Annotated in this window: 21 protein-coding genes; 19 read left to right on the top strand and 2 right to left on the bottom strand. The window is 70.8% G+C overall.

The annotated features are described in order from the left end of the window. The first annotated feature begins 5 nt into the window (after nt 1–5). The 18 genes from L3Q67_RS22560 to L3Q67_RS22645 all read left to right on the top strand — a co-directional run bounded on the left by L3Q67_RS22560 (nt 6) and on the right by L3Q67_RS22645 (nt 20,330). Complete coding sequence (locus L3Q67_RS22560; protein ID WP_499191346.1) at nt 6–791, top strand: MlaE family ABC transporter permease; 786 nt, start codon at nt 6–8, stop codon at nt 789–791. Between the two features lie 142 nt (nt 792–933). Further along, nucleotides 934–1,743, top strand: a complete 810-nt coding sequence (locus L3Q67_RS22565) for an MlaE family ABC transporter permease (protein ID WP_209672084.1) — start codon at nt 934–936, stop codon at nt 1,741–1,743. Next, on the top strand, nt 1,740–3,056 hold the full coding sequence (locus tag L3Q67_RS22570) for an MCE family protein (RefSeq protein ID WP_499191347.1): 1,317 nt from the start codon (nt 1,740–1,742) through the stop codon (nt 3,054–3,056). Before L3Q67_RS22565 ends, L3Q67_RS22570 begins: the two co-directional genes overlap by 4 nt. Beyond that, nucleotides 3,053–4,087 carry an Mce/MlaD family protein gene (locus tag L3Q67_RS22575; RefSeq protein ID WP_499191348.1) on the top strand — a complete coding sequence of 345 codons (1,035 nt, stop codon included), beginning with the start codon at nt 3,053–3,055 and terminating at the stop codon, nt 4,085–4,087. The genes L3Q67_RS22570 and L3Q67_RS22575 overlap by 4 nt, the downstream gene beginning before the upstream one ends. Further along, complete coding sequence (locus L3Q67_RS22580; RefSeq protein WP_499191349.1) at nt 4,084–5,115, top strand: Mce/MlaD family protein; 1,032 nt, start codon at nt 4,084–4,086, stop codon at nt 5,113–5,115. Before L3Q67_RS22575 ends, L3Q67_RS22580 begins: the two co-directional genes overlap by 4 nt. Further along, entirely contained in the window at nt 5,112–6,305 is a 1,194-nt protein-coding gene (locus L3Q67_RS22585; protein ID WP_499191350.1) for an Mce/MlaD family protein, read from the top strand. The genes L3Q67_RS22580 and L3Q67_RS22585 overlap by 4 nt, the downstream gene beginning before the upstream one ends. Continuing rightward, nucleotides 6,302–7,465: an Mce/MlaD family protein gene (locus L3Q67_RS22590; RefSeq protein WP_499191351.1), complete on the top strand. Its 1,164-nt coding sequence runs from the start codon at nt 6,302–6,304 to the stop codon at nt 7,463–7,465. Before L3Q67_RS22585 ends, L3Q67_RS22590 begins: the two co-directional genes overlap by 4 nt. After that, nucleotides 7,462–8,706 carry an Mce/MlaD family protein gene (locus tag L3Q67_RS22595; RefSeq protein WP_499191352.1) on the top strand — a complete coding sequence of 415 codons (1,245 nt, stop codon included), beginning with the start codon at nt 7,462–7,464 and terminating at the stop codon, nt 8,704–8,706. Before L3Q67_RS22590 ends, L3Q67_RS22595 begins: the two co-directional genes overlap by 4 nt. Nucleotides 8,707–8,723: 17 nt before the next feature. Continuing rightward, nucleotides 8,724–9,221, top strand: a complete 498-nt coding sequence (locus L3Q67_RS22600) for a hypothetical protein (RefSeq protein WP_499191353.1) — start codon at nt 8,724–8,726, stop codon at nt 9,219–9,221. 149 nt (nt 9,222–9,370) lie between these two features. After that, nucleotides 9,371–9,859: a hypothetical protein gene (locus L3Q67_RS22605; RefSeq protein ID WP_282771991.1), complete on the top strand. Its 489-nt coding sequence runs from the start codon at nt 9,371–9,373 to the stop codon at nt 9,857–9,859. Between the two features lie 144 nt (nt 9,860–10,003). Next, nucleotides 10,004–11,542 (top strand): Mur ligase family protein, encoded by a 1,539-nt coding sequence (locus L3Q67_RS22610; protein WP_499191618.1) that lies wholly within the window; start codon nt 10,004–10,006, stop codon nt 11,540–11,542. Then, on the top strand, nt 11,539–13,005 hold the full coding sequence (locus L3Q67_RS22615; RefSeq protein ID WP_499191354.1) for a UDP-N-acetylmuramoyl-tripeptide--D-alanyl-D-alanine ligase: 1,467 nt from the start codon (nt 11,539–11,541) through the stop codon (nt 13,003–13,005). The genes L3Q67_RS22610 and L3Q67_RS22615 overlap by 4 nt, the downstream gene beginning before the upstream one ends. Beyond that, nucleotides 13,002–14,084, top strand: a complete 1,083-nt coding sequence (gene mraY / locus L3Q67_RS22620; RefSeq protein ID WP_499191355.1) for a phospho-N-acetylmuramoyl-pentapeptide-transferase — start codon at nt 13,002–13,004, stop codon at nt 14,082–14,084. The genes L3Q67_RS22615 and mraY overlap by 4 nt, the downstream gene beginning before the upstream one ends. Nucleotides 14,085–14,101: 17 nt before the next feature. Continuing rightward, nucleotides 14,102–15,502 carry a Mur ligase family protein gene (murD, locus tag L3Q67_RS22625; protein ID WP_499191356.1) on the top strand — a complete coding sequence of 467 codons (1,401 nt, stop codon included), beginning with the start codon at nt 14,102–14,104 and terminating at the stop codon, nt 15,500–15,502. Further along, nucleotides 15,489–16,976, top strand: a complete 1,488-nt coding sequence (ftsW, locus tag L3Q67_RS22630; protein WP_499191357.1) for a putative lipid II flippase FtsW — start codon at nt 15,489–15,491, stop codon at nt 16,974–16,976. Before murD ends, ftsW begins: the two co-directional genes overlap by 14 nt. An 11-nt stretch (nt 16,977–16,987) precedes the next feature. Then, the gene (gene murG, locus L3Q67_RS22635) at nt 16,988–18,106 is read left to right on the top strand and encodes a UDP-N-acetylglucosamine--N-acetylmuramyl-(pentapeptide) pyrophosphoryl-undecaprenol N-acetylglucosamine transferase (RefSeq protein ID WP_499191358.1); all 1,119 of its coding nucleotides are present in this window, start codon (nt 16,988–16,990) and stop codon (nt 18,104–18,106) included. Beyond that, nucleotides 18,103–19,512: a UDP-N-acetylmuramate--L-alanine ligase gene (murC, locus tag L3Q67_RS22640; protein ID WP_499191359.1), complete on the top strand. Its 1,410-nt coding sequence runs from the start codon at nt 18,103–18,105 to the stop codon at nt 19,510–19,512. The genes murG and murC overlap by 4 nt, the downstream gene beginning before the upstream one ends. 5 nt (nt 19,513–19,517) lie before the next feature. Continuing rightward, the gene (locus L3Q67_RS22645; protein ID WP_499191360.1) at nt 19,518–20,330 is read left to right on the top strand and encodes a cell division protein FtsQ/DivIB; all 813 of its coding nucleotides are present in this window, start codon (nt 19,518–19,520) and stop codon (nt 20,328–20,330) included. A gap of 614 nt (nt 20,331–20,944) precedes the next feature. Here L3Q67_RS22645 and L3Q67_RS22650 read toward each other — a convergent pair. Continuing rightward, a complete protein-coding gene (locus L3Q67_RS22650; protein ID WP_499191361.1) occupies nt 20,945–21,559 on the bottom strand; it encodes a DUF6928 family protein in 615 nt (204 codons plus the stop codon). A gap of 277 nt (nt 21,560–21,836) precedes the next feature. On the opposite strand from L3Q67_RS22650, the gene L3Q67_RS22655 reads away from it, so the two are divergent. After that, nucleotides 21,837–22,349 carry a DinB family protein gene (locus L3Q67_RS22655; RefSeq protein WP_499191362.1) on the top strand — a complete coding sequence of 171 codons (513 nt, stop codon included), beginning with the start codon at nt 21,837–21,839 and terminating at the stop codon, nt 22,347–22,349. Here the strand turns inward: L3Q67_RS22655 and L3Q67_RS22660 are convergent. Then, nucleotides 22,324–23,124, bottom strand: coding sequence for a DUF1295 domain-containing protein (locus L3Q67_RS22660; protein ID WP_499191363.1), 801 nt, complete (start codon nt 23,122–23,124; stop codon nt 22,324–22,326). The two genes, L3Q67_RS22655 and L3Q67_RS22660, sit on opposite strands and share 26 nt — an antisense overlap. Between the last annotated feature and the right edge of the window lie 220 nt (nt 23,125–23,344).

Below are 23,344 nucleotides of genomic sequence, written 5' to 3' on the forward strand. Positions count from 1 at the left end.
GCGCGATGGCTGGCCTGGCGGCGATGCCCGGCACGGCGGCACTGGCCCAGGTGGGCCGGCTCGCCACGCTGGCATGGGAAGTGCTGCGCGCCATCCCGCGGCGCCCGTTCCAGTTCCGCGAGTGGATCCAGCAGTGCTGGTTCTTCGCCAGCGTGACCATCCTGCCCACCGCGCTGGTGGCGATCCCGTTCGGCGCGGTGATCGCGCTGCAACTCGGTTCGCTGACCCAGCAGATCGGCGCGCAGTCGTTCACCGGGGCGGCCAGCGCACTGGCCATCGTGCAGCAGGCGAGCCCGCTGATCACCGCGCTGCTGGTGGCGGGCGCGGGCGGCAGCGCGGTCTGCGCGGACATCGGCGCGCGGAAGATCCGCGAAGAGATCGACGCCATGGAGGTGCTGGGCGTCAACCCGATCCAGCGGCTGATCGTGCCGCGGGTGCTCGCCGCGATTGTGGTGTCGGTGCTGTTGAACGGCCTGGTCAGCGTGGTCGGGGTGCTCGGCGGCTACTTCTTCAACGTGGTCATGCAGGGCGGCACGCCGGGTGCGTACCTGGCCAGTTTCAACGCGCTGGCGCAGCTGCCGGACCTGTGGGTCAGCGAGGTCAAGGCGTTCCTGTACGGCTTCGTCGCCGGGGTGGTGGCGGCCTTCCGCGGGCTGAACCCGTCGGGTGGGCCGAAGGGGGTCGGTGACGCGGTGAACCAGGCGGTGGTGATCACCTTCCTCCTGCTGTTCGCGATCAACGTCGTGCTCACCGCCATCTACCTGCGCATCATCCCCCCGAAGGCGTTGTGATGACCATGTCCGGAAGAGCGCTGAATGCTATGAATGGGGCATTACTTGCAATGAACGCTAGTAATGCCCCACTCATAGCATTCGCCGGGGGGTGGGGGCGGTGACTGCTACGGAGGAGCGGGGGCCGGATCGCACGCTGGAGATGATCGCCCGGCCAGGGGCGTTCCTCGAGGGGTTCGGCGCGCAGCTTTCCTTCTACGCCCGTGCGATCGCCTGGATGCCGCGGACGCTCCGCCGCTATTCCCGTGAGACGTTGCGCCTGCTCACCGAGGTCAGCTTCGGCACCGGCGCGCTCGCGGTCATCGGCGGCACGCTCGGCGTGATGATCGGGATGACCCTGTTCACCGGGCTCATCGTCGGTCTCCAGGGCTACTCGGCGCTCAACCAGCTCGGTACCGCCGCGCTCACCGGGTTCATCTCCGCCTACTTCAACACCCGCGAGGTCGCGCCGCTCTCCGCCGGGCTCGCGTTGTCCGCCACCGTCGGCTGCGGGTTCACCGCGCAGCTCGGCGCCATGCGGATCTCCGAGGAGATCGACGCGCTCGAAGTGATGGGCGTGCCGAGCCTGCCGTACCTGGTGACCACGCGCGTGCTCGCCGGGGTCACCGCGGTCATCCCGCTCTACGCGGTCGGCCTGCTTTCGTCCTACCTCGCGTCGCGGCAGATCACCATCTGGTTCTACGGGCAGTCCGCGGGCACCTACGACCACTACTTCGCGCTCTTCCTGCCCCCGGAGGACGTGCTCTGGTCGTTCCTCAAGGTGATCGTCTTCAGCGTCCTGGTGATCCTGTCGCACTGTTACTACGGCTACACCGCGCGCGGCGGACCGGCCGGCGTCGGGATCGCGGTCGGCCGGGCGGTGCGCACCTCGATCGTGCTGATCTCGGTGCTCGACTTCTTCCTCAGCCTGGCGATCTGGGGCACCAACACGACCGTGCGGATCTCCGGATGAACCCCGGGCGCCGCATCCTCCTCGGCCGCCTGCGCCACCAGGCGCTCGGCGTGCTGTTCCTGGTCGTGGTCGCGTTGTTCTTCACCGTCACGATCGCCATCTACGACAAGAAGTTCGTCTCCTACACCGGGGTCACCCTGGAAACCGACCACGTCGGCAACCAGATGCGCGAGGGCGCCGACGTGAAGGTGCGCGGCATGATCGTCGGCGAGGTGCGGTCGATCCGGGCCGCCGGGGACGCCGCGGTGCTCGAACTCGCGCTCGACCCGGACAAGACCGAGGTGATCCCGGCCAACGTCGCCGCCCGCCTGCTGCCGAAAACCCTGTTCGGGGAACGATATGTGGCCTTGCAACTGCCCGAGGACCCCGCCGGGCCGATCGGTGCGGGCGCGGTGATCGGGCAGGATCGCAGCAGTACCGCCATCGAGCTGGAGGAAGTGCTCGGCAACGTGCTGCCGTTGCTGCAATCCGTGCAGCCGCAGAAGTTGTCGAGCACGCTGAACGCGGTGGCCACCGCGCTGGACGGCCGTGGTGAACAGCTCGGCCAGACCCTGGTGCAGCTCTCGGACTACCTCGGCGAGCTGAACCCGTCCCTGCCGGACATCAAGGCCGACATCACCGGTCTCGCCGACACCGCCGACATCTACCACCGCGCCGCCCCCGACTTCCTCGACGCGCTGGCGGATCTGACCACCACGACCCGCACGCTGGTGGAGAAGCAGACCGGGCTGGCCGAGATGTTCGGCACGGTGACCGACGCGTCCAACGACCTGACCAGCTTCCTCGCGGTCAACAAGGACAACCTGATCGACCTGACCAAGACCGTGCGGCCGACGCTCGACGTGCTGGCGAAGTACGCGCCCGAGTACCCGTGCCTGCTCCGCCAGCTCGCCGAATCGGTGCCCCGCGCGGAAGAGGCGTTCGGCAAGGGGACCGACGAGATGAACCACGTGACCATCCGGATCACCGCGAGCCGCGGCAAGTACCTGCCGGGCGTCGACGAACCCCGCTATGACGACAAACGCGGCCCGCGCTGCTATCCGGACGTGCCGGCGCCGGGCCGCTGGCCGCAGTACCCGCCGGGCGGTCCGCTCGAGGACGGGTCCAGCAAGCCCGCGCCGCCGAAGTCGCCGGGACCGGACCTGCCCGGCGGTGGCGGTGCCGCGTCCTCGCTGGCGAACTCCCCCGAAGAGCAGGAGCTGATCTCCGCGCTCACCGCACCGGCGCTGGGCCTGCCGCCCGCCGAGGTGCCCGGCTGGGGCGGGCTGCTGGTCGCCCCGCTGTACCGGGGAGCGGAGGTGACGCTCGAATGAGGGGCTTCATCCCGGCGTTGCTGAAGATCCTGGCTTTCGCGGTGGTCACCGTGCTGCTCACCGCGGTGCTCGGCGCCACCATCGCGAACACCGACTTCGGCGACAGCGCCCGCTACAGCGCGGTGTTCACCGATTCCTCCGGGCTCAAGGAGGGCGACGACGTCCGGATCGCCGGGGTCAAGGTGGGGCAGGTCGAGGAGATCACCGTCTCGGCGGATCACCGCGCGGAGGTGCGCTTCGGTGTGGACGCGGTGCGCGAACTGCCGGAGGCGGTCACCGCGACGGTCAAGTTCCGCAACCTGATCGGCCAGCGCTACCTGGCGCTCGGGACCACAGTGGACGGTGGTGGCAAGCTGCCGGACGGTGGCCGGATCCCGCTGGAGCGCACCCAGCCCGCGCTGAACCTGACCGTGTTGTTCAACGGGTTCGAGCCGTTGTTCAAGGCACTCGAACCGGCGCAGATCAACCAGCTGTCCTACGAGATCATCCAGGTGTTCCAGGGCGAGGGCGGCACGATCCGCAGCCTGCTCTCGCACACCGCGTCGCTGACCTCGGCCATCGCGGACCGCGACGCGGTGATCGGCGAGGTGATCACGAACCTGAACTCCGTGCTCGGCACGATCAACGACCGCGGGCCCGGGCTGGGCAACCTGATCGACCAGACCCAGCAGCTGGTCACCGGCCTGGCCGAGCAACGCGAGCCGATCGGCGAGGCGGTGTCCGCGCTCGGCGAGCTGACCGACACCACGGCGGGCCTGCTCGCCGAAGCCCGCCCGCCGCTCAAGGAGGACATCGCCGCGCTCGGGCAGCTTTCGGGCAACCTCGCCGATTCCGAGCAGCTGCTGGACCAGCTGCTGCGGGTGATGCCGGGCAACCTGGAGAAGTTCACCCGCACGCTGAGCTACGGCAGCTGGTTCAACTACTACCTGTGCGGGCTGTCCGGCACGATCGGCATCTCCTCGCTGAACATCACCGTGCCGTTCCTGCCCATTCCCACCAACGAAATGCCGGAGAGGTGCCAGCCGTCATGAGGCCGCTGCGCGAACGGAACCAGGCCGCGGTCGGCGGCGTGGCGCTGGTGCTGATCGCGCTGGTCGCCGTGGTCACCTACGCCTGGAACGATCTGCCCCTGCTGGACAAGGGGATCGGTTACTCGGCGGAGTTCGCCGAATCGGCCGGGCTGGCCGCGGGCAACGAGGTGCGGGTGGCCGGGGTGACCGTCGGTGAGGTGTCCTCGGTCGAACTGGACCGCAAGAAGGTGCTGGTCGAATTCGAGGTCGAGCGGGTCGGCGTGCCGGACGCGACGATCGCCTCGATCGAGATCAAGACCCTGCTGGGGGAGAAGTTCCTCGCGCTGCACCCGGCGGGGGAGTCGCCGCAGGACCCGGCCGACAGCATCCCGCTGGACCGCACGCGCACGCCGTTCGAACTCCAGGACGCCTTCGAGAAGCTGTCCGACACGGTCCAGGAGGTGAACACCGACCAGCTGGCGGAGAGCTTCACCGTGCTTTCCGACGCGCTGAAGGACACCCCACCACACCTGCGGGAAGCGCTGGACGGGTTGTCCTCGCTGTCGCGGACGGTGTCCTCGCGTGACACCGAACTCGCCAACCTGCTGTCGAACACCAGCCAGGTGTCGAAGGTGCTCTCGGACCGCAACGCGCAACTGACGCGGATCATCGGTGACGGCAACCTCCTGCTGACCGAGCTGCAGAACCGCCAGGACGCAATCAGCCGGCTGCTGGACGGCACCAAGCAGCTGTCCGACCAGCTCTCCGGTCTCGTCGCGGACAACCGGCAACAGCTCAAACCGGCGCTGGAGAAACTCGGCACGGTCACCGACGTGCTGCACCGCAACCAGGAGAACCTCAGCCGCAGCCTGGAACTGCTCGCACCGTTCACCCGCATCGGTGCGAACGCGACCGGCAACGGGCGCTGGTTCGAGGGCTACATCTGCGGCCTGCTGCCCCCGGTGATCACCGTGGCCGGGGCGCAGATCAACCCGGAGGGCTGCACCCCGCCGATCGCCGCGGAGAACCAGGCGGTGGCCCCGCGATGACCGTCGACACCCGGGCCGGACGCAGCCTGCTCTCCTGGCTTTCCCTGGCGTGCGTGGCGTTGCTGGTGCTCGCCGCCGCGTTGTGGTTCGCCGTGCGCGATCCCGGCGGTACGAAGATCACCGCGTACTTCGAGAAGACGGTCGGGCTCTACGCCGGTTCCGCGGTGCGGGTGCTCGGTGTGCCGGTCGGGGAGATCACCGACGTGACACCCCAGGGCGGTGTGGTGCGCGTCGAGCTGCGGGTGGACGGCGGGGTGCAGATACCCGAAGGCGCCGGCGCGGTCGTCGTGGCGCCGAGCCTGGTCAGCGACCGGTACGTGCAGCTCACCCCGGCCTACGACGAGGGCCCGGCGCTGGCCTCCGGCGCGGTCATCGGCACCGACCGCACGGCCACCCCCGCCGAACTGGACGACCTCTACGGCAGCCTGAACGAACTCTCGACCGCACTCGGACCCCAGGGTGCCAACCAGGACGGTGCGCTCTCGCGGGTGCTCGACACCGCGGCGGCGAACCTCGACGGCAACGGGCAGAACCTCAACACCACGGTCACCCGGCTCTCCGAGCTGTCCAGGACACTGGAGGGGTCGAAGGGCGACATGTTCGCCACGGTGAAGAACCTCCAGTCGTTCACCGAAATGCTCGCGGGCAGCGACAAGCAGCTCAACGAGTTCTACGCCCGGCTCGCCGACGTGGCCGGGCACCTGTCGGCGGAGTCGGACGACGTGGGCGCGGCGCTGACCGGGCTGGCCACCTCGCTGGACGACGTGCGGGGCTTCGTCGAGGAGAACCGCGACCTGCTCGGGTCCAATGTGGACAAACTGGCCGGGATCACCAAGGTGCTGGTGGACCAGCGGGGCGCGCTGGCCGAGGTGCTCGACGTCGGCCCGACCGGGATGAACAACTTCATCAACACCTACGACGCGGCATCGGGCAGCATCGCGGTGCGCTACAACGCCAACGAACTCGCGCACCCGCTGATGGTCACGTTGTGCAAGCTGGTCAGCGCCAGCACCCCGGCGCAACTGCCGGACACGCTCGGCCAGCTGTGCCAGGGGCTGGCACCGATCATCGACGGCACGCTGAAGGTGCCTTCGCTGCCGCAACTGCTCAATTCGATCCAGAACGGGGAACTGCCGCCGCTGCCCCTGCCGCTGGTGGACCTGCTTTCGGGCAACTTGGGGATCAAATGACCGGGTACCGCAGGATCACCGCGGCGCTGGCCGGGGCACTGCTGCTCACCGGCTGCGGGGAGTTCGCCGGGATGTACGCCACCCCGCTGCCCGGCGGGGCGGACCTCGGTGACCACCCGTTCCGGCTGAGCGTGCAGTTCACCGACGTGCTGGACCTGGTGCCGCAGGCCGCGGTGAAGGTGGCCGACGTGCCGATCGGGCGGGTCGAGGAGATCACCCTGTCCGAGGACACCCACTACGCCGTGGTGAAGATCGTGGTCAACGGCGAGGTGGTGCTGCCCGCGAACGCCGGCGCCGAACTGCGCCAGTCCAGCCTGCTCGGGGAGAAGTTCGTCGAACTGAGCGCGCCTTCGGCCGCCGAGCAGGTGGACGCCAGGCTCGGGGAGGGCGCGGTCATCCCGCTGGCGAAGACGAATCGCAACCCCGAGGTCGAGGAAGTGCTCGGCGCGCTTTCGCTGCTGCTCAACGGTGGCGGCATCGACCAGTTGCACACCATCAGCGAGGAACTGACGAACGCCCTGTCCGGCAACGAGGCCGACATCCGCGCGCTGCTGTCCAGAGTGGACCAGATAGCCACCGAGCTGGACGGGCACAAGGGCGAGATCGTGCGGGCCATCGACGGGCTGAACCGGCTCTCCAGCACGCTGACCGCGCAGACCGACGACCTCCAGGTGGCCCTGGACGACCTGGCGCCGGGGCTCCAGGTGGTCACCACGCAACGGGACCAGCTCGTCGGCATGCTGCAGTCGCTGGACAAGCTCTCGGAGGTCGCGGTGAGCACGGTCGACGCCAGCCGAGACGACCTGATCGCCGACCTGCGCGCGCTGGAGCCGACGCTGGAGAAGCTCGCCGAGGCGGGCCAGAACCTGCCGACCGCGCTGAAGATCCTGCCGACCTACCCCTTCCCGGACGCGGCGGGCGCGGTGGTCAAGGGTGACTACGCGAACGTGCGTGCCAGGGTCGACCTCAACCTGGACTCCCTGGTGCAGAACTTCCTGAACTCGTCGCAACCGCCGATCGCGCTGCCGCAGAACCCGTCCGCGCCGCCACCTCCCTCCTTGCCGCTGCCGACGGCACCACCGCCGTTGAGCGTGCCGGGTGGCGGGGTGCTCGGCGGACTGGACGGCCTGCTCGACAGCCTGCTGGGAGGTGGGTGGTGACCCTCAGCCGCAAGCACCGCGTCCAACTGCTCGCCTTCGTGGTGATCGCCGTGGTTTCGGTGGTCTACGCGGGCGGGAACTACGCCGGGCTGGACCGGCTGTTCGGCGCGCGCGGGTACGTGGTCACCGCGCGCCTGGCCGATTCGGGCGGGATCTTCGTCAACTCCGAGGTCACCTACCGCGGGGTCACCGTGGGCAAGGTGATCGAACTGGTGCTGCGCCCGGACGGCGTGGACGTCCGGCTGGACCTCGAATCCGACGGCCCGAAGATCCCCGCCGACACGGCCGCGGTGGTCGCCAACCGCTCGGCGGTCGGGGAGCAGTACGTGGACCTGCGGCCGTTGCACGAGAACGCGCCCTACCTCGAAGAGGGCAGCGTGATCACCAAGGACCGCACGCAGATCCCGGCCTCGCCGGACACCGTGCTGTCCAATCTGGACTCACTGGTGTCCAGTGTGGACCCGGAGTCACTGCGCACGGTGGTGGACGAGGCCTACCTCGCCTTCGCCGACGCCGGACCGGATCTGCGGGTGCTGCTGGACACCGCCGGCTCGTTCACCGCCACCGCGACCGAGCACCTGCCCGAGACCAAGGCGCTGCTCGCCGACGCCAAGGTGGTGCTGGACACACAACGGCGCCAGGGTGACAACCTCGTCTCGCTGGCCGGCGGGCTCAAGGAGATCAGCGCGCAGCTGAAGGAGTCCGATCCGCAGCTGCGCAAGGTGATCGACGACGCGCCGAAGCTGAGCAGGCAGGTCAGCGAGGTGCTCGCCACCTCGGGCACCGATCTCGGGGTGGTCTTCGCCAACCTGCTGACCACCGCGCAGATCACCACCGTGCGCGTGGACTCGGTCGAGCAGCTGCTGGTGGCCTACCCGGTCATCTCCGCGTTCAGCCACTCGGTCACCTCGAACGGGGAAGGGCACCTCGGTTTCGTGCTGAACCTGTTCGACCCGTACTCGTGCACGAAGGGCTACGAAGGCACCCAGCAGCGGCCCGCGAACGACACCAGTGAACTCCCGGCGAACACGCAGGCCTACTGCGCCGAGCCGCCGGGCAGCCCGACCGGGGTGCGCGGGGCGCAGAACGCACCGTACGCGGGCAAGCCGGTGGACGTGCCCGCCCGGCCGTCCCCGCAGGCCCCGGCCCCGGAAGGACAGCCGAAACTGCCCGGCCTGCTGGACCTGGCCGGGCTGCCCGGTGCGGAAAATGTCGGCGGGCTCTTGGGCTTGCCCCGCTGATCTGGAATCGTGCGCGTGTGAAATCCGTGAACCTCCGCCTGCTGCGGCGTGGCCTGCTCGTGGCCGCGGTGCTCGCCGTGGCCGCGGCCGCCTGGTTCGGCTGGTCCTGGCGGGCCGCCGCCCAGGACGACGAACTGACCAGGGCGCGCGAGCGCGACGACGTGCTCTCCAGCGCGTCCACCGCGCTGACCGCGCTCAACACGGTCGACTACCGCACCGTGCAGTTCGACTACGACCGCTGGCTGCAGGTCAGCACCGGGCAGTTCGGCAAGGACCTGGCCGCCGACCGCGAGGAGCACGTGCGGCGGACCGGGGAGACCCGGACGATGGCCACCGCCTCGGTGCGGCAGGCCGCGCTGGTCGAACTGCTGCCGGACACCGCGCGGCTGGTCGCCGTGCTGGACGTGCGGATCGGGATCAACGACGAGCCGCCGGTGCCCAACCGCAGCAGGCTCGCCGTCGAACTGACCCGGACCGAGCAGGGCTGGAAGGTGAGCGCCGTCCAGGCGGGCTGATGGATACCGAGAAGCAGACCGAGAAGAAGCAGTCCGGAAAGCCGGGCGAGGAGTTCACCGAGTCGCATTCCGGCACGCTGGAGTTCGAGGCCGCCGAAGCGGTGACCGAGGAGGAACCGGGCAAACCGGATTCCCGGCTGGCCACGTCGATCGCCGCGCTGGCCGCGGTGGTGGTGCTCGCCGCCGGGTTCGCCGTCTGGTTCGGCCTCGAGGCGGCGCGGTTGTCCGAAGGTGATCCGTCGGCGAACCTGGCGCTGGTGGACGCGACCGCGACCGCGGAGGTCAGCGACCAGGTCGGCGGCGCGGTGAAGGCGATCTTCTCCTACGACTACGCCAATCTCGCGCGCACGGAACGAGCCGCGGGCGGCTTGCTGGTGGACAAGGCGGTCACCCAGTACCAGGACAGCTTCGCCGCGGCGAAACGGCAGGCCGAGGAACAGAAACTGGTGCGCACCACCACGATCCGCTGGACCGGCGTGCGCGAACTGCGCGGCGACACGGCCCGGTTGCTGGTGTTCCTCGACCAGCAGACGCTGCGCCCCGGCGACAACGGCCAGACCTCTTCGGCGGCGCACCTGGACGTGCAGGCGAGGAAGATCGACGGGGCCTGGAAGATCGCCGAACTCACCGCGCTGTGACCGTTTCGCGCTACCAAAGCGCGATCGGCCGCTCGCACCCAGTACCGCCTTGGGTCACTCGAATGCGCCGCCGGTAACCTGCCGCCTGTGTCTGTCAACAACGATGGGCCCGGCAGGTCCGGCGGGCAGGTACCGGACAGCCCGGTGAAAGCCGTCGTCGCACCGCCTCGGCCGGCGCTGACCGACCCGGTCCCGCTGAACACGCTGGTCGCCCGCGCGGACGCCCGGCTGATCGCGCCACCCGAAAGCGTGGAGACCGCGGTCACCGGCGCCACGCTGCGTGCCCAGCACGTGCTGCCGGGCGACCTCTTCGCCGCACTGCCCGGAGCCCGCGCCCACGGCGCCGACTTCGCCGAAGCCGCGATCGCCGCGGGCGCCACCGCGGTGCTCACCGACGAGGCGGGTGCCGAGCGCCCGTCCGTCCGCGACGCCGGCGTGCCGGTGCTCGTGCACCCCGAGCCGCGGCAGGCGCTGGGGCTGATGGCCGCCTGGATCTACGGCGAGCCCTCGCTCAAGCTCTCGGTGCTCGGCGTGACCGGGACCTCCGGCAAGACCACCACCGCCTACCTGATCGACGCCGGGCTGCGGGCCGCCGGGCGCACCACCGGGCTGATCGGCACGGTGGAGACGCGGATCGGCGGCGAGCGGCTGGCCAGTGCCTTCACCACCCCGGAGGCGCCGGACCTGCAGGCGCTGTTCGCGGTGATGGTGGAGCAGGGCGTCACGCACGTGCCGATGGAGGTCTCCAGCCACGCGCTGGCGCTGGGCCGGGTCACCGGCACCCGGTTCGCGGTCGGCGCCTTCACCAACCTCTCGCAGGACCACCTGGACTTCCACCGCGACATGGAGGACTACTTCGCCGCCAAGTCGCTGCTGTTCGACGGCCGGTCCACCACGGAGGTGGTGGTGGTCGACAACGCGTGGGGCCGGGCGCTGGTCACCCCGTACACGGTGACCGTGTCCACCGAGGCCGACAGCGACGCCGCCTGGACCGCCACCGAACTGACCGCGCTGCCCACCGGCGAGCAGTCGTTCGTGCTGCACGCCCCTGGTGGGCGCACCGCCGCGGCGAAGATCCCCCTGCCCGGCGAGTTCAACGTGGCCAACGCGCTGCTGGCCGCGGCGATCCTGGACGTGACCGGGGTGGACCTGGCCGACATCGTCCGCGGCATCGGCTCGGTCGAGGTGCCCGGCCGGATGGAGCGCGTCCACCTGGGACAGCCCTTCACCGCGGTGGTCGACTACGCGCACAAGCCGGCCGCGGTGGCGCAGGCGCTCGACGCCCTGCGTGCCCGCACCGAAGGCCGGGTGCTCACCGTGCTCGGCTGCGGTGGCGACCGCGACACCGCCAAGCGCCCGATGATGGGCGAGGCCGCGGCCAAGCGCAGCGACGTGCTCATCGTGACCGACGACAACCCGCGGTCCGAGGATCCGGAACTGATCCGCGCGGCGATGCTCGCCGGGGCGCGTTCGGCCGGTGCCGCGAACTGTGAGATCGAAGAGATCGGCGACCGGCGCGCGGCCATCACGCGTGCCGTGGAGCTGGCCAGGGCCGGCGACATCGTGCTCGTCGCCGGCAAGGGCCACGAAACCGGGCAGGAGGTCCACGGCGTGGTTCACCCCTTCTCCGACCGCGACGAACTGGAAGCCGCGATCCGCACCCGGCTGGGGGTGCACGCGTGATCGCGCTGACCCTGGCCGAAATCGCCGAGATCGTCGGCGGGCGGCTGCACGGCACCGACGGCACCCCGCGGGTGACCGGCTCGGTGGAGTTCGACTCGCGCCGGCTCACCGAAGGCGGGCTGTTCCTCGCCCTGCCGGGGGAGAAGGTCGACGGGCACACCTTCGCCGCCAAGGCGGTCGCCGCCGGTGCGGCGGGTGTGCTCGCGGCCCGCGAGGTCGACGCACCCGCGGTGATCGTGCCGCCGCTGGCCGACGGCCAGGCGAACGAGCGCGCGATGGCGCTCGCCGGCGACACCGACGGCTCCGGCGCGGCTGTGCTGGCCGCGCTCGGCAAGCTCGCCCGGTACGTGGTCGACGAGCTGGCGAAGTCCGGGCTGACCGTGGTCGGGGTGACCGGTTCGTCCGGCAAGACCTCCACCAAGGACCTGATCGCGCAGCTGCTCGAACCGCTCGGCCCGACGGTGGCGCCGCCCGGTTCGTTCAACAACGAGCTGGGCCACCCGTGGACCGCGCTGCGTGCCGACGAGAACACCCGGTACCTGGTGCTGGAGATGTCCGCACGCGGACCGGGGCACATCGCCGAACTGGCCGAGATCGCGCCACCGCGCATCGGCGCGGTGCTCAACGTCGGCAGCGCGCACGTCGGCGAATTCGGCTCCCGCGAGGGCATCGCGCAGGCCAAGGGCGAGCTGCCCGAAGCGCTGCCCGAGGACGGCGTCGCGGTGCTGAACTTCGACGACGCGCTGGTCGCGGGCATGGCCTCGCGCACCAAGGCCAGGGTGGTCGGGGTCGGCGAGCACCCCGACGCGACCGTGCGCGCCGAGGACCTGACCCTCGACGAGCAGGCCCGTGCCTCCTTCCGGCTGGTCACCCCGGCCGGTTCCGCCGACGTGAAGCTGCCGCTGCACGGTGAGCACCACGTGGGCAACGCGCTCTCCGCCGCCGCTGTCGCGCTCGAACTGGGTGCGTCGCTGGAGGACGTGGCCGCCCGGCTTTCGTCGGTCACCCGGCGGTCCGCGCGGCGCATGGAGGTCACCACCCGGGCCGACGGCCTGGTGGTGCTGAACGACTCGTACAACGCCAACCCGGAATCGGTCCGCGCGGCGCTGAAGACACTCGCCTCGATGAGCGCCGGCCGCCGATCTTGGGCGGTCCTCGGTGTGATGGGCGAACTCGGTGCCGATAGCGTGACCGCGCACGACGGTATCGGCCGCCTGGCCGTCCGGCTCAACATCGACAGGCTCGTGGTGGTCGGCGAAGACGCCGCCGCGATGCACCAAGGCGCGAGCCACGAAGGTTCATGGGGAGAGGAGTCCGTCCTGGTGCCCGACACCGACGCCGCCATCGCCTTGCTGGGCGAACAGCTGCGGCCGCAGGACGTGGTGCTGGTCAAGGCCTCCAAGGTCGCCGCGCTCTGGCGGGTGGCCGACGCGGTGCTGGCGGCCCCCGGCGGTGACGCGTGATCAGCATCCTGATCGCGGCCTCGGTCGGCCTGCTGGTCTCCATCCTGCTCACCCCGTACCTGATCCGCGTGTTCTCGCGGCAGGGCTTCGGCCAGGAAATCCGCGAGGAGGGCCCGGCCGGGCACAAGTCCAAGCGCGGCACGCCGACCATGGGCGGGGTGGCGATCATCATCGCGATGGTCGTCGGCTACTTCGTCGCCCACCTGATCGACTGGATGGGCAACTCGGCTTCGAGCGGGCCGTCGGCCTCCGGGCTGCTGGTGCTGTTCCTCGGCGTCGGCCTCGGCGTGGTCGGCTTCCTCGACGACTTCATCAAGATCCGCAAGCAGCGCAACCTCGGGCTGAACAAGACCGCGAAGATCGTCGGCCAGGTGGTGGTCGGGGTCGCCTTCGCGGTGCTGGCCCTGCAGTTCGCCGACGAGAACGGGCTCAGCCCGGCGTCGATGAACCTGTCCTACGTGCGCGACATCGAGCTGATCGTGCTGCCGATCCCGCTGTTCGTGCTGTTCACCCTGGTGGTGATCTCCGGCTGGTCGAACGCGGTGAACTTCACCGACGGCCTGGACGGCCTGGCCGGTGGCGCGGCGGCGATGGTGCTGGCCACCTACGTGATCATCTCGTTCTGGCAGGCCCGCCTCAGCTGCGCGGAGAGCCCCGCCGCCGCCTGCTACAACGTGCGCGACCCGCTGGACCTCGCGGTGGTCGCCGCGGCCGCCACCGGCGCCTGCGTCGGCTTCCTCTGGTGGAACGCCGCGCCCGCGAAGATCTTCATGGGCGACACCGGTTCGCTGGCGCTCGGCGGCCTGGTCGCCGGGCTGTCCATGACCACCCGCACCGAACTGCTCGCCATCGTCATCGGCGGCCTGTTCATGGTCGAGATGATCTCGGTGGTGCTGCAGATCGCGGTCTTCCGCACCACCCGGCGCCGGTTGTTCCGGATGGCGCCGTTCCACCACCACTTCGAACTCGCCGGCTGGGCCGAGACGACGGTGATCATCCGGTTCTGGCTGCTCTCGGCGATCTGCTGCATGTTCGGCCTCGGCCTGTTCTACAGCGAGCAGCTCGCCGGCGGCGGGTAAGCAGGAGGGACTAGCTGATGGAGCTGGCCGGACGCCGGGTACTCGTGGCCGGGGCCGGGGTGACCGGCAAGTCGGTGGTCACCGCGCTGCTCGCGCAGGGTGCCGAGGTCACCGTCACCGATGGCAACGCCGAGCGCCTCGCCGCGCTGGACGGGCTCGGGGCCGCGCTGGCTCCCGGCCTGACCGAGCCGCCGGAGGGCACCGCGCTGGTGGTGACCAGCCCCGGCTGGCGCCCGGCCGCGCCGCTGCTCGTCGCCGCCGAGGCGGCGGGGGTCGAGGTGATCGGCGACGTCGAGCTGGCCTGGCGGATCGGGCAGGACCTGCCCGCGCCACCGGTCTGGCTGGCGGTCACCGGGACCAACGGCAAGACCACCACGGTCGGCATGCTGGAGTCGATCTTGCGTGCCGCCGGGGTGGACGCGGTGGCCTGCGGGAACGTCGGATACGCGGTGCTGGACGCGGTGCTCGCCGGGCACCGGGTGCTGGCCGTGGAGCTGTCGAGCTTCCAGCTGCACTGGTCGCGCACGCTGGCGCCGCACGCGTCGGTGGTGCTCAACCTGGCCGAGGACCACATCGACTGGCACGGCTCGATGGCCGAGTACGCCGCGGCCAAGGGCAAGATCCACCAGCACTCGGCGACCGTGGTGCACAACGCGCTCGACGAGTGGTCGGTCCGCCTCGCCGCCGCCTACGGGCCGAAGACCGCGCTGTCGGTCGGCATCGGTGTGGACACCCCGCGACCCGGTGAGCTGGGCGTGGTGGAGGACCTGCTGGTCGACCGCGCTTTCGTGGCCGACCCGGTGCACCACGCCGAAGAGCTGGGCGCGTTGTCCGACGTGCGCCCGGCCGGTCCGCACAACGTGCTGAACGCGCTGACCGCCGCCGCGCTGGCCCGTGCCTACGGGGTGCCCGCCGAGGCCGTCGCGAAGGGCCTGCGGGAGTACCAGCCCGCCGCGCACCGGGCGATGGAGATCGGCGAGGTCGGCGGCGTGCGCTACGTCAACGACTCCAAGGCGACCAACCCGCACGCGGCCGCCGGCTCGCTCGGCGCCTTCCCGGACGTCGTCTGGATCGCCGGTGGCCAGCTCAAGGGCGCCGCGGTGGACCAGCTGGTCCAGAACGCGGCGGACCGGTTGCGCGGGGTGGTGCTGCTCGGCGTGGACGCGCCGGTGATCGCCGCCGCTTTGGCGCGACACGCGCCGGATGTCCCGGTGAAGACGCTCCCCGCGGGTGACGATGAGCCCATGACTGCGGCGGTGGGTGCGGCCAGTGCCATGGCACGTCCCGGGGACGTGGTGGTCCTCGCGCCCGCGGCCGCCTCACTGGACATGTTCCGCGACTACACCCAGCGAGGCGATGCCTTCACTGCCGCGGTGCATGCCCTGGCAGGTCGGGGGCAGGACAGTGGCAGTAGCTAGGCCGGCCAAGCCGGTCAGGGCCGCGCGGACCGCGCAGGCGGAGCAGGACGGCAAGAAGGCGGGGGGCGCGACCCGGGTCTCCCGGCGCCGGGCCAAGGGCGAACGCCCGCCCCGCGGCTTCTCCACCGAGCAGTTCGCGCTGACCGCGTGGCTGTCGCGGCCGCTGGCGTCGTTCCACCTGGTGCTCGCCGTCACCGGCACGCTGACGGTGATCGGGATCGTGATGGTGCTGTCGGCCTCCTCGCCGTCCTCCTACGACCCGAAGACCGGCTCGTCGGTGTACGCGCTGTTCCAGAAGCACCTGATGTTCGTCGGCATCGGCTCGCTGGCGTTCCTGATCGGGCTGCGGGTGTCGCTGCGGCGGATCCGGGCGCTCTCGTCCACCGCGATGGTGGTCTGCCTCGGCCTGCTGATGCTGGTGCTGACCCCGCTCGGCAAGAACGTCAACGGCTCGCAGGGCTGGTTCGAGGTCGGGCCGTTCTCGCTGCAGCCGGTGGAGCTGGCCAAGGTGGCGCTGGCGCTGTGGGGCGCGCACATCCTGGTGATCAAGTACAACGTGCTGCACCAGTGGCGGCACCTGCTGGTCCCGGTGGTGCCCGCCGCGCTGCTGATGTTCGCGCTGGTGATGGCGCAGCCCGACCTCGGTGGCACGGTCACCCTCGGCGTGGTGCTGATCGCGCTGCTGTGGTTCGCCGGCGCGCCGAAGCGGCTGTTCGGGGTGATCCTGGCCGGTGGCGTCGGCGGCGCGGTGATCCTCGCGCTGGTCGCGCAGTACCGGCTGGACCGGGTGATGACCTTCCTCAACCCCGGTGCCGACCCGCAGGGCAAGGGGCTGCAGGCCAACCAGGCGCTCTACGCCATCGCCGAGGGCGGGTTCTTCGGCAAGGGGCTGGTGCAGGGGCAGTCGAAGTGGCGCTACCTGCCCAACGTGCAGCACGACTTCATCTTCGCGCTGATCGGCGAGGAACTCGGGTTCGTCGGCTGCGTGGTGGTGATCGGGTTGTTCGGCCTGCTCGCCGTGGTCGGCATGCGGATCGCCACGCGTAACCTGGACCCGTGGATCCGGATCGTGGCCGGCACGCTGACGGTGTGGGTGGTCGCGCAGGCGGCGATCAACATCGGCTACGTGATCGGGTTGCTGCCGGTCACCGGCGTGACCCTGCCGCTGATCTCCTACGGCGGCACGTCACTGGTGGTGACCATGCTGCTGCTCGGCATCCTGGCCAACTGCGCCCGGCACGAACCGGAGGCGGTGGCCGCACTGCGCACCCAGGGCCCGGGTAAATTCGGGCGACTGCTGCGCCTGCCGGCGCCCGAGCCGTACCGCCCGCCGACCAAGCGCCGGGGCTCCGCCGGTACGCGCGGCGGTGGTACCAAACGCGGCCGTCCCGCGGCCCGCGCGAGCGAGCGCCGGGCGGGCGCGACCAGAGCCGGTACGGCACGCGGAAGTTCGACACGGAGAGGACGTCGGTGACAGACCCGGCAGTGGGAGCGGACAGAGGCAGCAAGGACGTCGAGCAGGCGGCGCCGACGGTGGTCGTGGCAGGCGGCGGCACCGCGGGCCACATCGAGCCGGCGCTCGCGCTCGCGGACGCGGTCATGCGCCTGCGACCCGACGCGAAGGTGATCGCGCTCGGCACCGCGCGCGGCCTGGAGACCAAGCTGGTGCCGGAGCGGGGCTACCAGCTGGAGCTGATCCCGCCGGTGCCGATGCCGCGCAAGCCGACGCCGGAGCTGATCCGGCTGCCGCTGCGGGTGCGTGACTCGGTCAAGAAGACCCGTGAGGTGCTCGAACGCGTCGGCGCGGACGTGGTGGTCGGCTTCGGCGGTTACGTCGCGCTGCCCGCCTACCTCGCCGCCCGCGGCCGGGTGCCGATCGTGGTGCACGAGGCGAACAAGACCGCCGGGCTGGCCAACAAGGTCGGCGCGCGGTTCGCCGCGCGGGTCGCGGTCGCCGTGCCGGGCACGCCGCTGGCCAACGCCGAGGTCATCGGCATCCCGTTGCGCCGCTCGATCACCACGCTCGACCGCGCCGCGCTGCGGGCCGAGGCGCGCAAGCACTTCGGGCTGGACCCGGACGCGCCGACGCTGCTGGTGTTCGGCGGTTCCCAGGGGGCCGCCTCGATCAACGCCGCGGTCTCCGGTGCCGCCAAGGACTTCGCGGACGCCGGCGTCGGCGTGCTGCACGCCCACGGCCCGAAGAACACCCTGGTGGTGCAGGAGTTCCCGGACAAGCCCGCCTACGTGCCGGTGCCGTACCTGGAGCGGATGGACCTGGCCTACGCGGCCGCCGACGCGGTGCTCTGCCGCTCCGGCGCGATGACCGCGGCCGAGGTGTCCGCGGTGGGCCTGCCCGCGGTCTTCGTGCCGCTGCCGCACGGCAACGGCGAGCAGGGGCTCAACGCCAAGCCCGCGGTGGACGCCGGTGCGGCGCTGCTGGTGGACGACGCGGACCTGACCCCGGGCAAGGTGGCCGAACTGGTGGTGCCGCTGGTCGCCGACGCGGCCAGGGTGGCGAAGATGAGTGCGGCGGCGGTGGGCCTCGGTCACCGCGAGGCCGACGAGGTGCTGGCCCGGATCGTGCTGGAGGCGGCGGCGAAATGACGGAACTCCCCGAGGTGCTGCGGCGAGCGCACCTGATCGGCATCGGCGGCGCCGGGATGAGCGGCATCGCCCGCATCCTGCTGGCGCGGGGTGCCGAAGTGTCCGGTTCGGACGCGAAGGACTCCCGCGCCTTCCCCGGCCTGCGCGCGCAGGGCGCGAAGATCGCGGTCGGGCAGGCGGCGGCCAACCTCGACGCCTTCGACGGCGGGCCGAGCGCGGTGGTGGTGTCCACCGCGATCAAGGACAGCAACCCCGAGTTCGCCGCGGCCCGCGAGCGCGGCATCCCGGTGCTGCACCGGGCCGAGGCGCTGGCCGGGCTGATGGCCGGGCACCGGGTGGCCTGCATCGCCGGTACCCACGGCAAGACCTCGACCACCTCGATGCTGACCGTGGCCCTGCAGCACTGCCGGCTGGACCCGTCGTTCGCCATCGGCGGTGACCTGAACGAATCCGGGTCGAACGCGCACCACGGCACCGGCGGCATCTTCGTCGCCGAGGCCGACGAGAGCGACGGCTCGTTCCTGGCCTACTCGCCGTCGGTCGCGGTGGTCACCAACGTCGAGCCCGACCACCTCGACCACCACGGCACGGCCGAGGCCTACGTCGAGGTGTTCTCCCAGTTCGTCCGGCGGCTGGAGCCGGGCGGGCTGCTGATCGTCTGCGGTGACGACGCGCCCGCCGCCGAGCTGGCGGACAAGGCCGAGGCCGACGGTGTGCGGGTGCGGCGCTACGGCCGCACGGCCACCGGTGCGGAGGACGCGAAGGTGCTCGACTACCGGCCGGGTCCCGAGGGCGGGGTCGTCCGGGTCGCCATCGGCGACAAGGAACTGGACGTGCTGGTCGCCGTGCCGGGTGAGCACATGGCGCTCAACGCGGTGGCCGCGCTGCTCGCCGGGATGGAGCTGGGCGCGCCGGTGGAGGAGCTGGCCGAAGGGCTGGCCGCGTTCGGCGGGGTCCGGCGGCGGTTCGAGTTCAAGGGCCGCTCCGGCGACGTGCGGGTCTACGACGACTACGCCCACCACCCGACCGAGGTCGACGCGCAGCTGCGCGCGGTGCGCCACGCGGCGGGCACGGGCCGGGTGATCGTGTTGTTCCAGCCGCACCTGTACTCGCGGACCAAGGCCTTCTCCACCGAGTTCGCCCAGGCGCTGAGCCTGGCGGACGAGGTGGTGGTGCTCGACGTGTACGGCGCCCGCGAGGAGCCGGAGCCGGGTGTGACCGGTGCGCTGATCGCCGAGCAGGTCTCGGCCTCGGTGCACTACGTCACCGCGTTCGACGAGGTGGTCACCCTGGCGGTCGACCTGGCGAAGCCGGGTGACCTGGTGGTCACCATGGGCGCCGGTGACGTCACGCAGCTCGGTCCGGAGATCCTCGCCGAGCTGGACAGCCGGAGCGAGCAGGGCTGACACCGGTGACCACGGCCAGGGAAGCCAGGCAGCGGAAGCGGCGCGGGCCGGGTGAGGAGCGCGGTCCCGCGCGCTCCGCCTCGGCCAGCCGCCGCGGCCGCCGTCCGGACAGCGCGCGGCAGCGCACCGGGACCCGGCCGAGCAGGCGCAAGGCGATGCAGCGCCGCTGGGTGGCGCTGCTCGCCGTGGTGAGCGTGATCGCCGGGTTCTACCTGGTGTTCTTCACCTCGCTGCTGGGGGTGCGCACGGTGGACGTGCTGGGCGCGACGAGCCTTTCGCCCGACCAGATCCGCGCGGTCGCCAACGTCCCGGACAGGCGCGCGATGCTGCGCGTGGACACCGACGAGATCCGGGACCGGGTGCTCACCCTGCCGGGCGTGGCCACCGCGGACGTTTCGCGGTCGTGGCCGTCGACCATCGAGATCGAGGTTTCCGAACGCACGCCGATCGGCTTCTTCAACACGGGCGAGGAAATCCACCTGGTGGACGATTCCGGTTTCGTGTTCAAGAAGGTCGCGGTCGCGCCCGCCGGTCTGCCGGAACTGAAACTCGCGCGCGTCGGCCCGGACGATCCGCCGACCCGCGCGGCGACCACCGTGCTGGTCGCGCTGCCGCAGCAACTGCGTACGCAGATCGCTTCGGTGGGCGCGGAATCGCCCGGCAGCGTCCGGTTCGACCTCAACGACGGCAGGCAGATCCGCTGGGGCGACGCCCGGCCGGACACCATCGACCGCAAGACCAAAGTCCTCGCCGCCCTCCTCACCCAGCCGGGCAAGATCTACGACGTCTCCAGCCCAGAACTCCCCACCGTCTCCTAACCCCACACTCGCACCCCCGAACCCCACGTTCAAACACCCGAACCCCACACTCGCGCAGCCGAACCCCACGTTCAGGCACCGAGTTCTACGTTCGGGAGCCCGAGTTCCGCATTCAGGCAGGCGAGTTCTGCGTTCGGGAGCCCGAGTCCCGCGTTCAGGCAGCCGAAGCCCGCGTTGAGGCTGGCGAACCGCACACTCGGGCAGGCGAGTCCGGCGTTCCGGCTGGCGAACTGCACACTCGGTTAGCCGAGTTCCACGTTGAGGCACCCGACCCCCACACTCGCGCAGCCGAACCCCACGTTCAGGAGCCTGAGTTCCACACTCGGGTAGCCGGGTCCTGTGTTCAAGCTGGCGAACTCCACACTCGCGCAGTCGAGTTCCACGTTCAAACAGGCGAGTCCTGCGTTCGGGAGCTCGAATCCCGCGTTGAGGCACCCGAACTCCACACTCGGGCAGGTGAGTTCCGCGTTCAGGAAGGCGAACCCGCACTCAGGCGGCCGAGTTCCATGTTGAGGTAGGCGAGTTCTGCGTTCGGGAGCCCGAGTCCCACATTCCCGGCGCCGCCGGTGCCTCCCGAGGAACGGGCCACCGGCGTCACGCGAGGAAAGCCACCTTCATTGCGGGTCGTAGCGGAAGCCGAGCAGGGTGATCTCCTTCAGGTCCGGGTCCCCGTCGAAAGGCTTGCCTTCGTAGGTGATGCCGAGCAGCGCGCGCAACGCCTCTTCGCCCAAATCGAGCGGGTGGAAGGGGAACGGGCTCGGCGACATCGAGCGCCGATCACCCGACCAGTACGGCTTCTCGAACATCAGCGCGTCCCCGATCTCTTCGAGGATCCCGTATTCCGGCGCCAGGCTGAGCGAGCGCACCAGCGTGCCCTGCTCCCACATCGCGTAGGCGAACCAGTCCACCGCGCTGTGCATGGCGTGCAGGTAGACCGTGGCGTCCCCGGCGGGCTCGAGCAGGTTCGGCGGCAACTGCGAGGGCTGGTCCACCGCCGCCTCGGGCGCGCAGATCACCGTGAGGCCGGGGAAACAGCCGACGTACATGTGGCCTTCGGGCGGATTCACGTTCTCCAGCAGGTTGCCGTCGCCGATTTCCTCGAGCCGTCCGTACGGCTGGAGCCGGCGCGCCATCGCCCGCGTGGCGTCGCGGTCGGGCACCGGGTGACCGGGCAGCACGACCTTCGCGTCGTCCTCGGAGTACACCAGCATGGCTGTCACCGCGCCCACGGGAACTCCTTCCGGCCGGAGGACGGGCGGTGGGGGAACGCACCGTCTTGTGTGGAGCGAGCCGGGCCAGTGAACCAACTGGCCGCCGCTGAGATGACTAGTCTCAGTGGGGAGTGGGTGGCGGTATCCCAGCATCGTCAGCCCCTTCGCTTCGGCCGTACCCTTCGAGCATGTCTTCGCGGCCCGGCCGCCCGCATCAACCTCTTGGTGGATGCCGTCCGGCGAGCACTGGTCAATTCCTTAGCTTGTTCCACTTGCACCGTGCAGAATGCCGGGCATGCCCACCGATCCCGAGCGTTCCGACCCGCCGATGGCCGCCGGTGAACGCGAACAGCTGAACGGTTTCCTCGATTTCCTGCGCGAGGCGATCACCCTCAAAGCCCGCGGGCTCACCGACGAACAGGCGCGGCGGGTGCACGTGCCCACCAGCCCGCACACCACGATCGCCGGGCTCGTCGCGCACCTGACCTACGTCGAGTCGTACTGGTTTTCCGTGGTGCTCGGCGGCCAGGAAGACCCGTGGCGGGCACGGTTCAAAGAGGACCCCGACGCCGAGTTCACCGCCTCCGCCGACGTTCCGGTAACCGAGCTGATCACCGCGTACGAAGCGGAATGCCAGGCGAGCCGCGAAATCGCCGCGAAACTCGAACTCGACCACCGCGCGCCCCTGCGCGGCGATCGGGAAGTGACCGTGCGCTGGGTGCTGATCCACATGATCGAGGAGACCGGCCGCCACGCCGGTCACCTCGACCTGCTGCGTGAACTCACCGACGGGCTGACCGGCGAATAGCCGCGCGCCGCGGCGGCAGCGGGAAGAACCCGCTGGTGCGCTCGACGTAGTAGGCGTAAGCCGGGCGGGTGCGGTGGAGTCCCTTCTCCAGCAACGGTTTCCCGGTGCCCTTCGCCAGCGCGAAGGTCATCGCCACCGGCGAGAGCACGGTGGCCGCACCCACCCACGTCGAGCACGCCAGCAGGTAGAACCCCCACCAGACGCAGGCGTCGCCGAAGTAGTTGGGGTGCCGGGTGTAGCGCCACAGCCCGGTGTCCAGCACGCGCCCGCGGTTCGCCGGATCGGCCCGGAACCGCCGCAGCTGCTCGTCGCCGATCGTTTCGAAGCCGAACCCGGCCAGCCAGACCGCCACGCCGAGCCAGCCGATCACGCCGAGGCCGGTGCCGTGCTGCGCGGCGAGCACCGGCATCGAGACGAACCACAGCACCAGCGCCTGCACCAGGTACACCCGCACGAACAGCCGCGGCGCCGGCCGGGCACCCGCGCGCTCGACCATGCGGGCGTAGCGCGGGTCCTCCGGCCGCTTGCTGTTGCGCAGGTGCAGGTGCAGCGACAGGCGCAGCCCCCAGACCACGGTCAGCCCGGTGACCACCAGCCGCAGCCCCAGGTCCCCGGTGCCGAACGGGAAGGCCGCCACCGCGACCAGCGCGAACCCCAGTCCCCAGAAGGTGTCGATCGTGTCGTACCGCCGCCTGGCCAGCGCGATCGCGAAGGTGACGCAGACGGCCACCAGTGCCACGCCGAGCGCCACCGCGGCGCTGATCAGCAAACTCATCCGTGCTCGCGGGTCGCGGGCACGCCACTCTCCCCGGCTTCACCCGGTCGTCCGGCGATGATCTGGTCCACTCCCATGCGGTTCTCCTCGAAGGCCGGCGCGCCACGGCCTCGCCGATCAGCGCGACCACGTCGTCCCATCGTGACTCGAGCGTGTCCGTCCGGCCACGCACAGTTCCCACGTAGTGTTCCTGCAACGCTTGCGCGCCGCGAATCCCACA

It is taken from the genome of Saccharothrix sp. AJ9571, assembly GCF_021725495.1.
GTDB lineage: Bacteria > Actinomycetota > Actinomycetes > Mycobacteriales > Pseudonocardiaceae > Amycolatopsis > Amycolatopsis magusensis.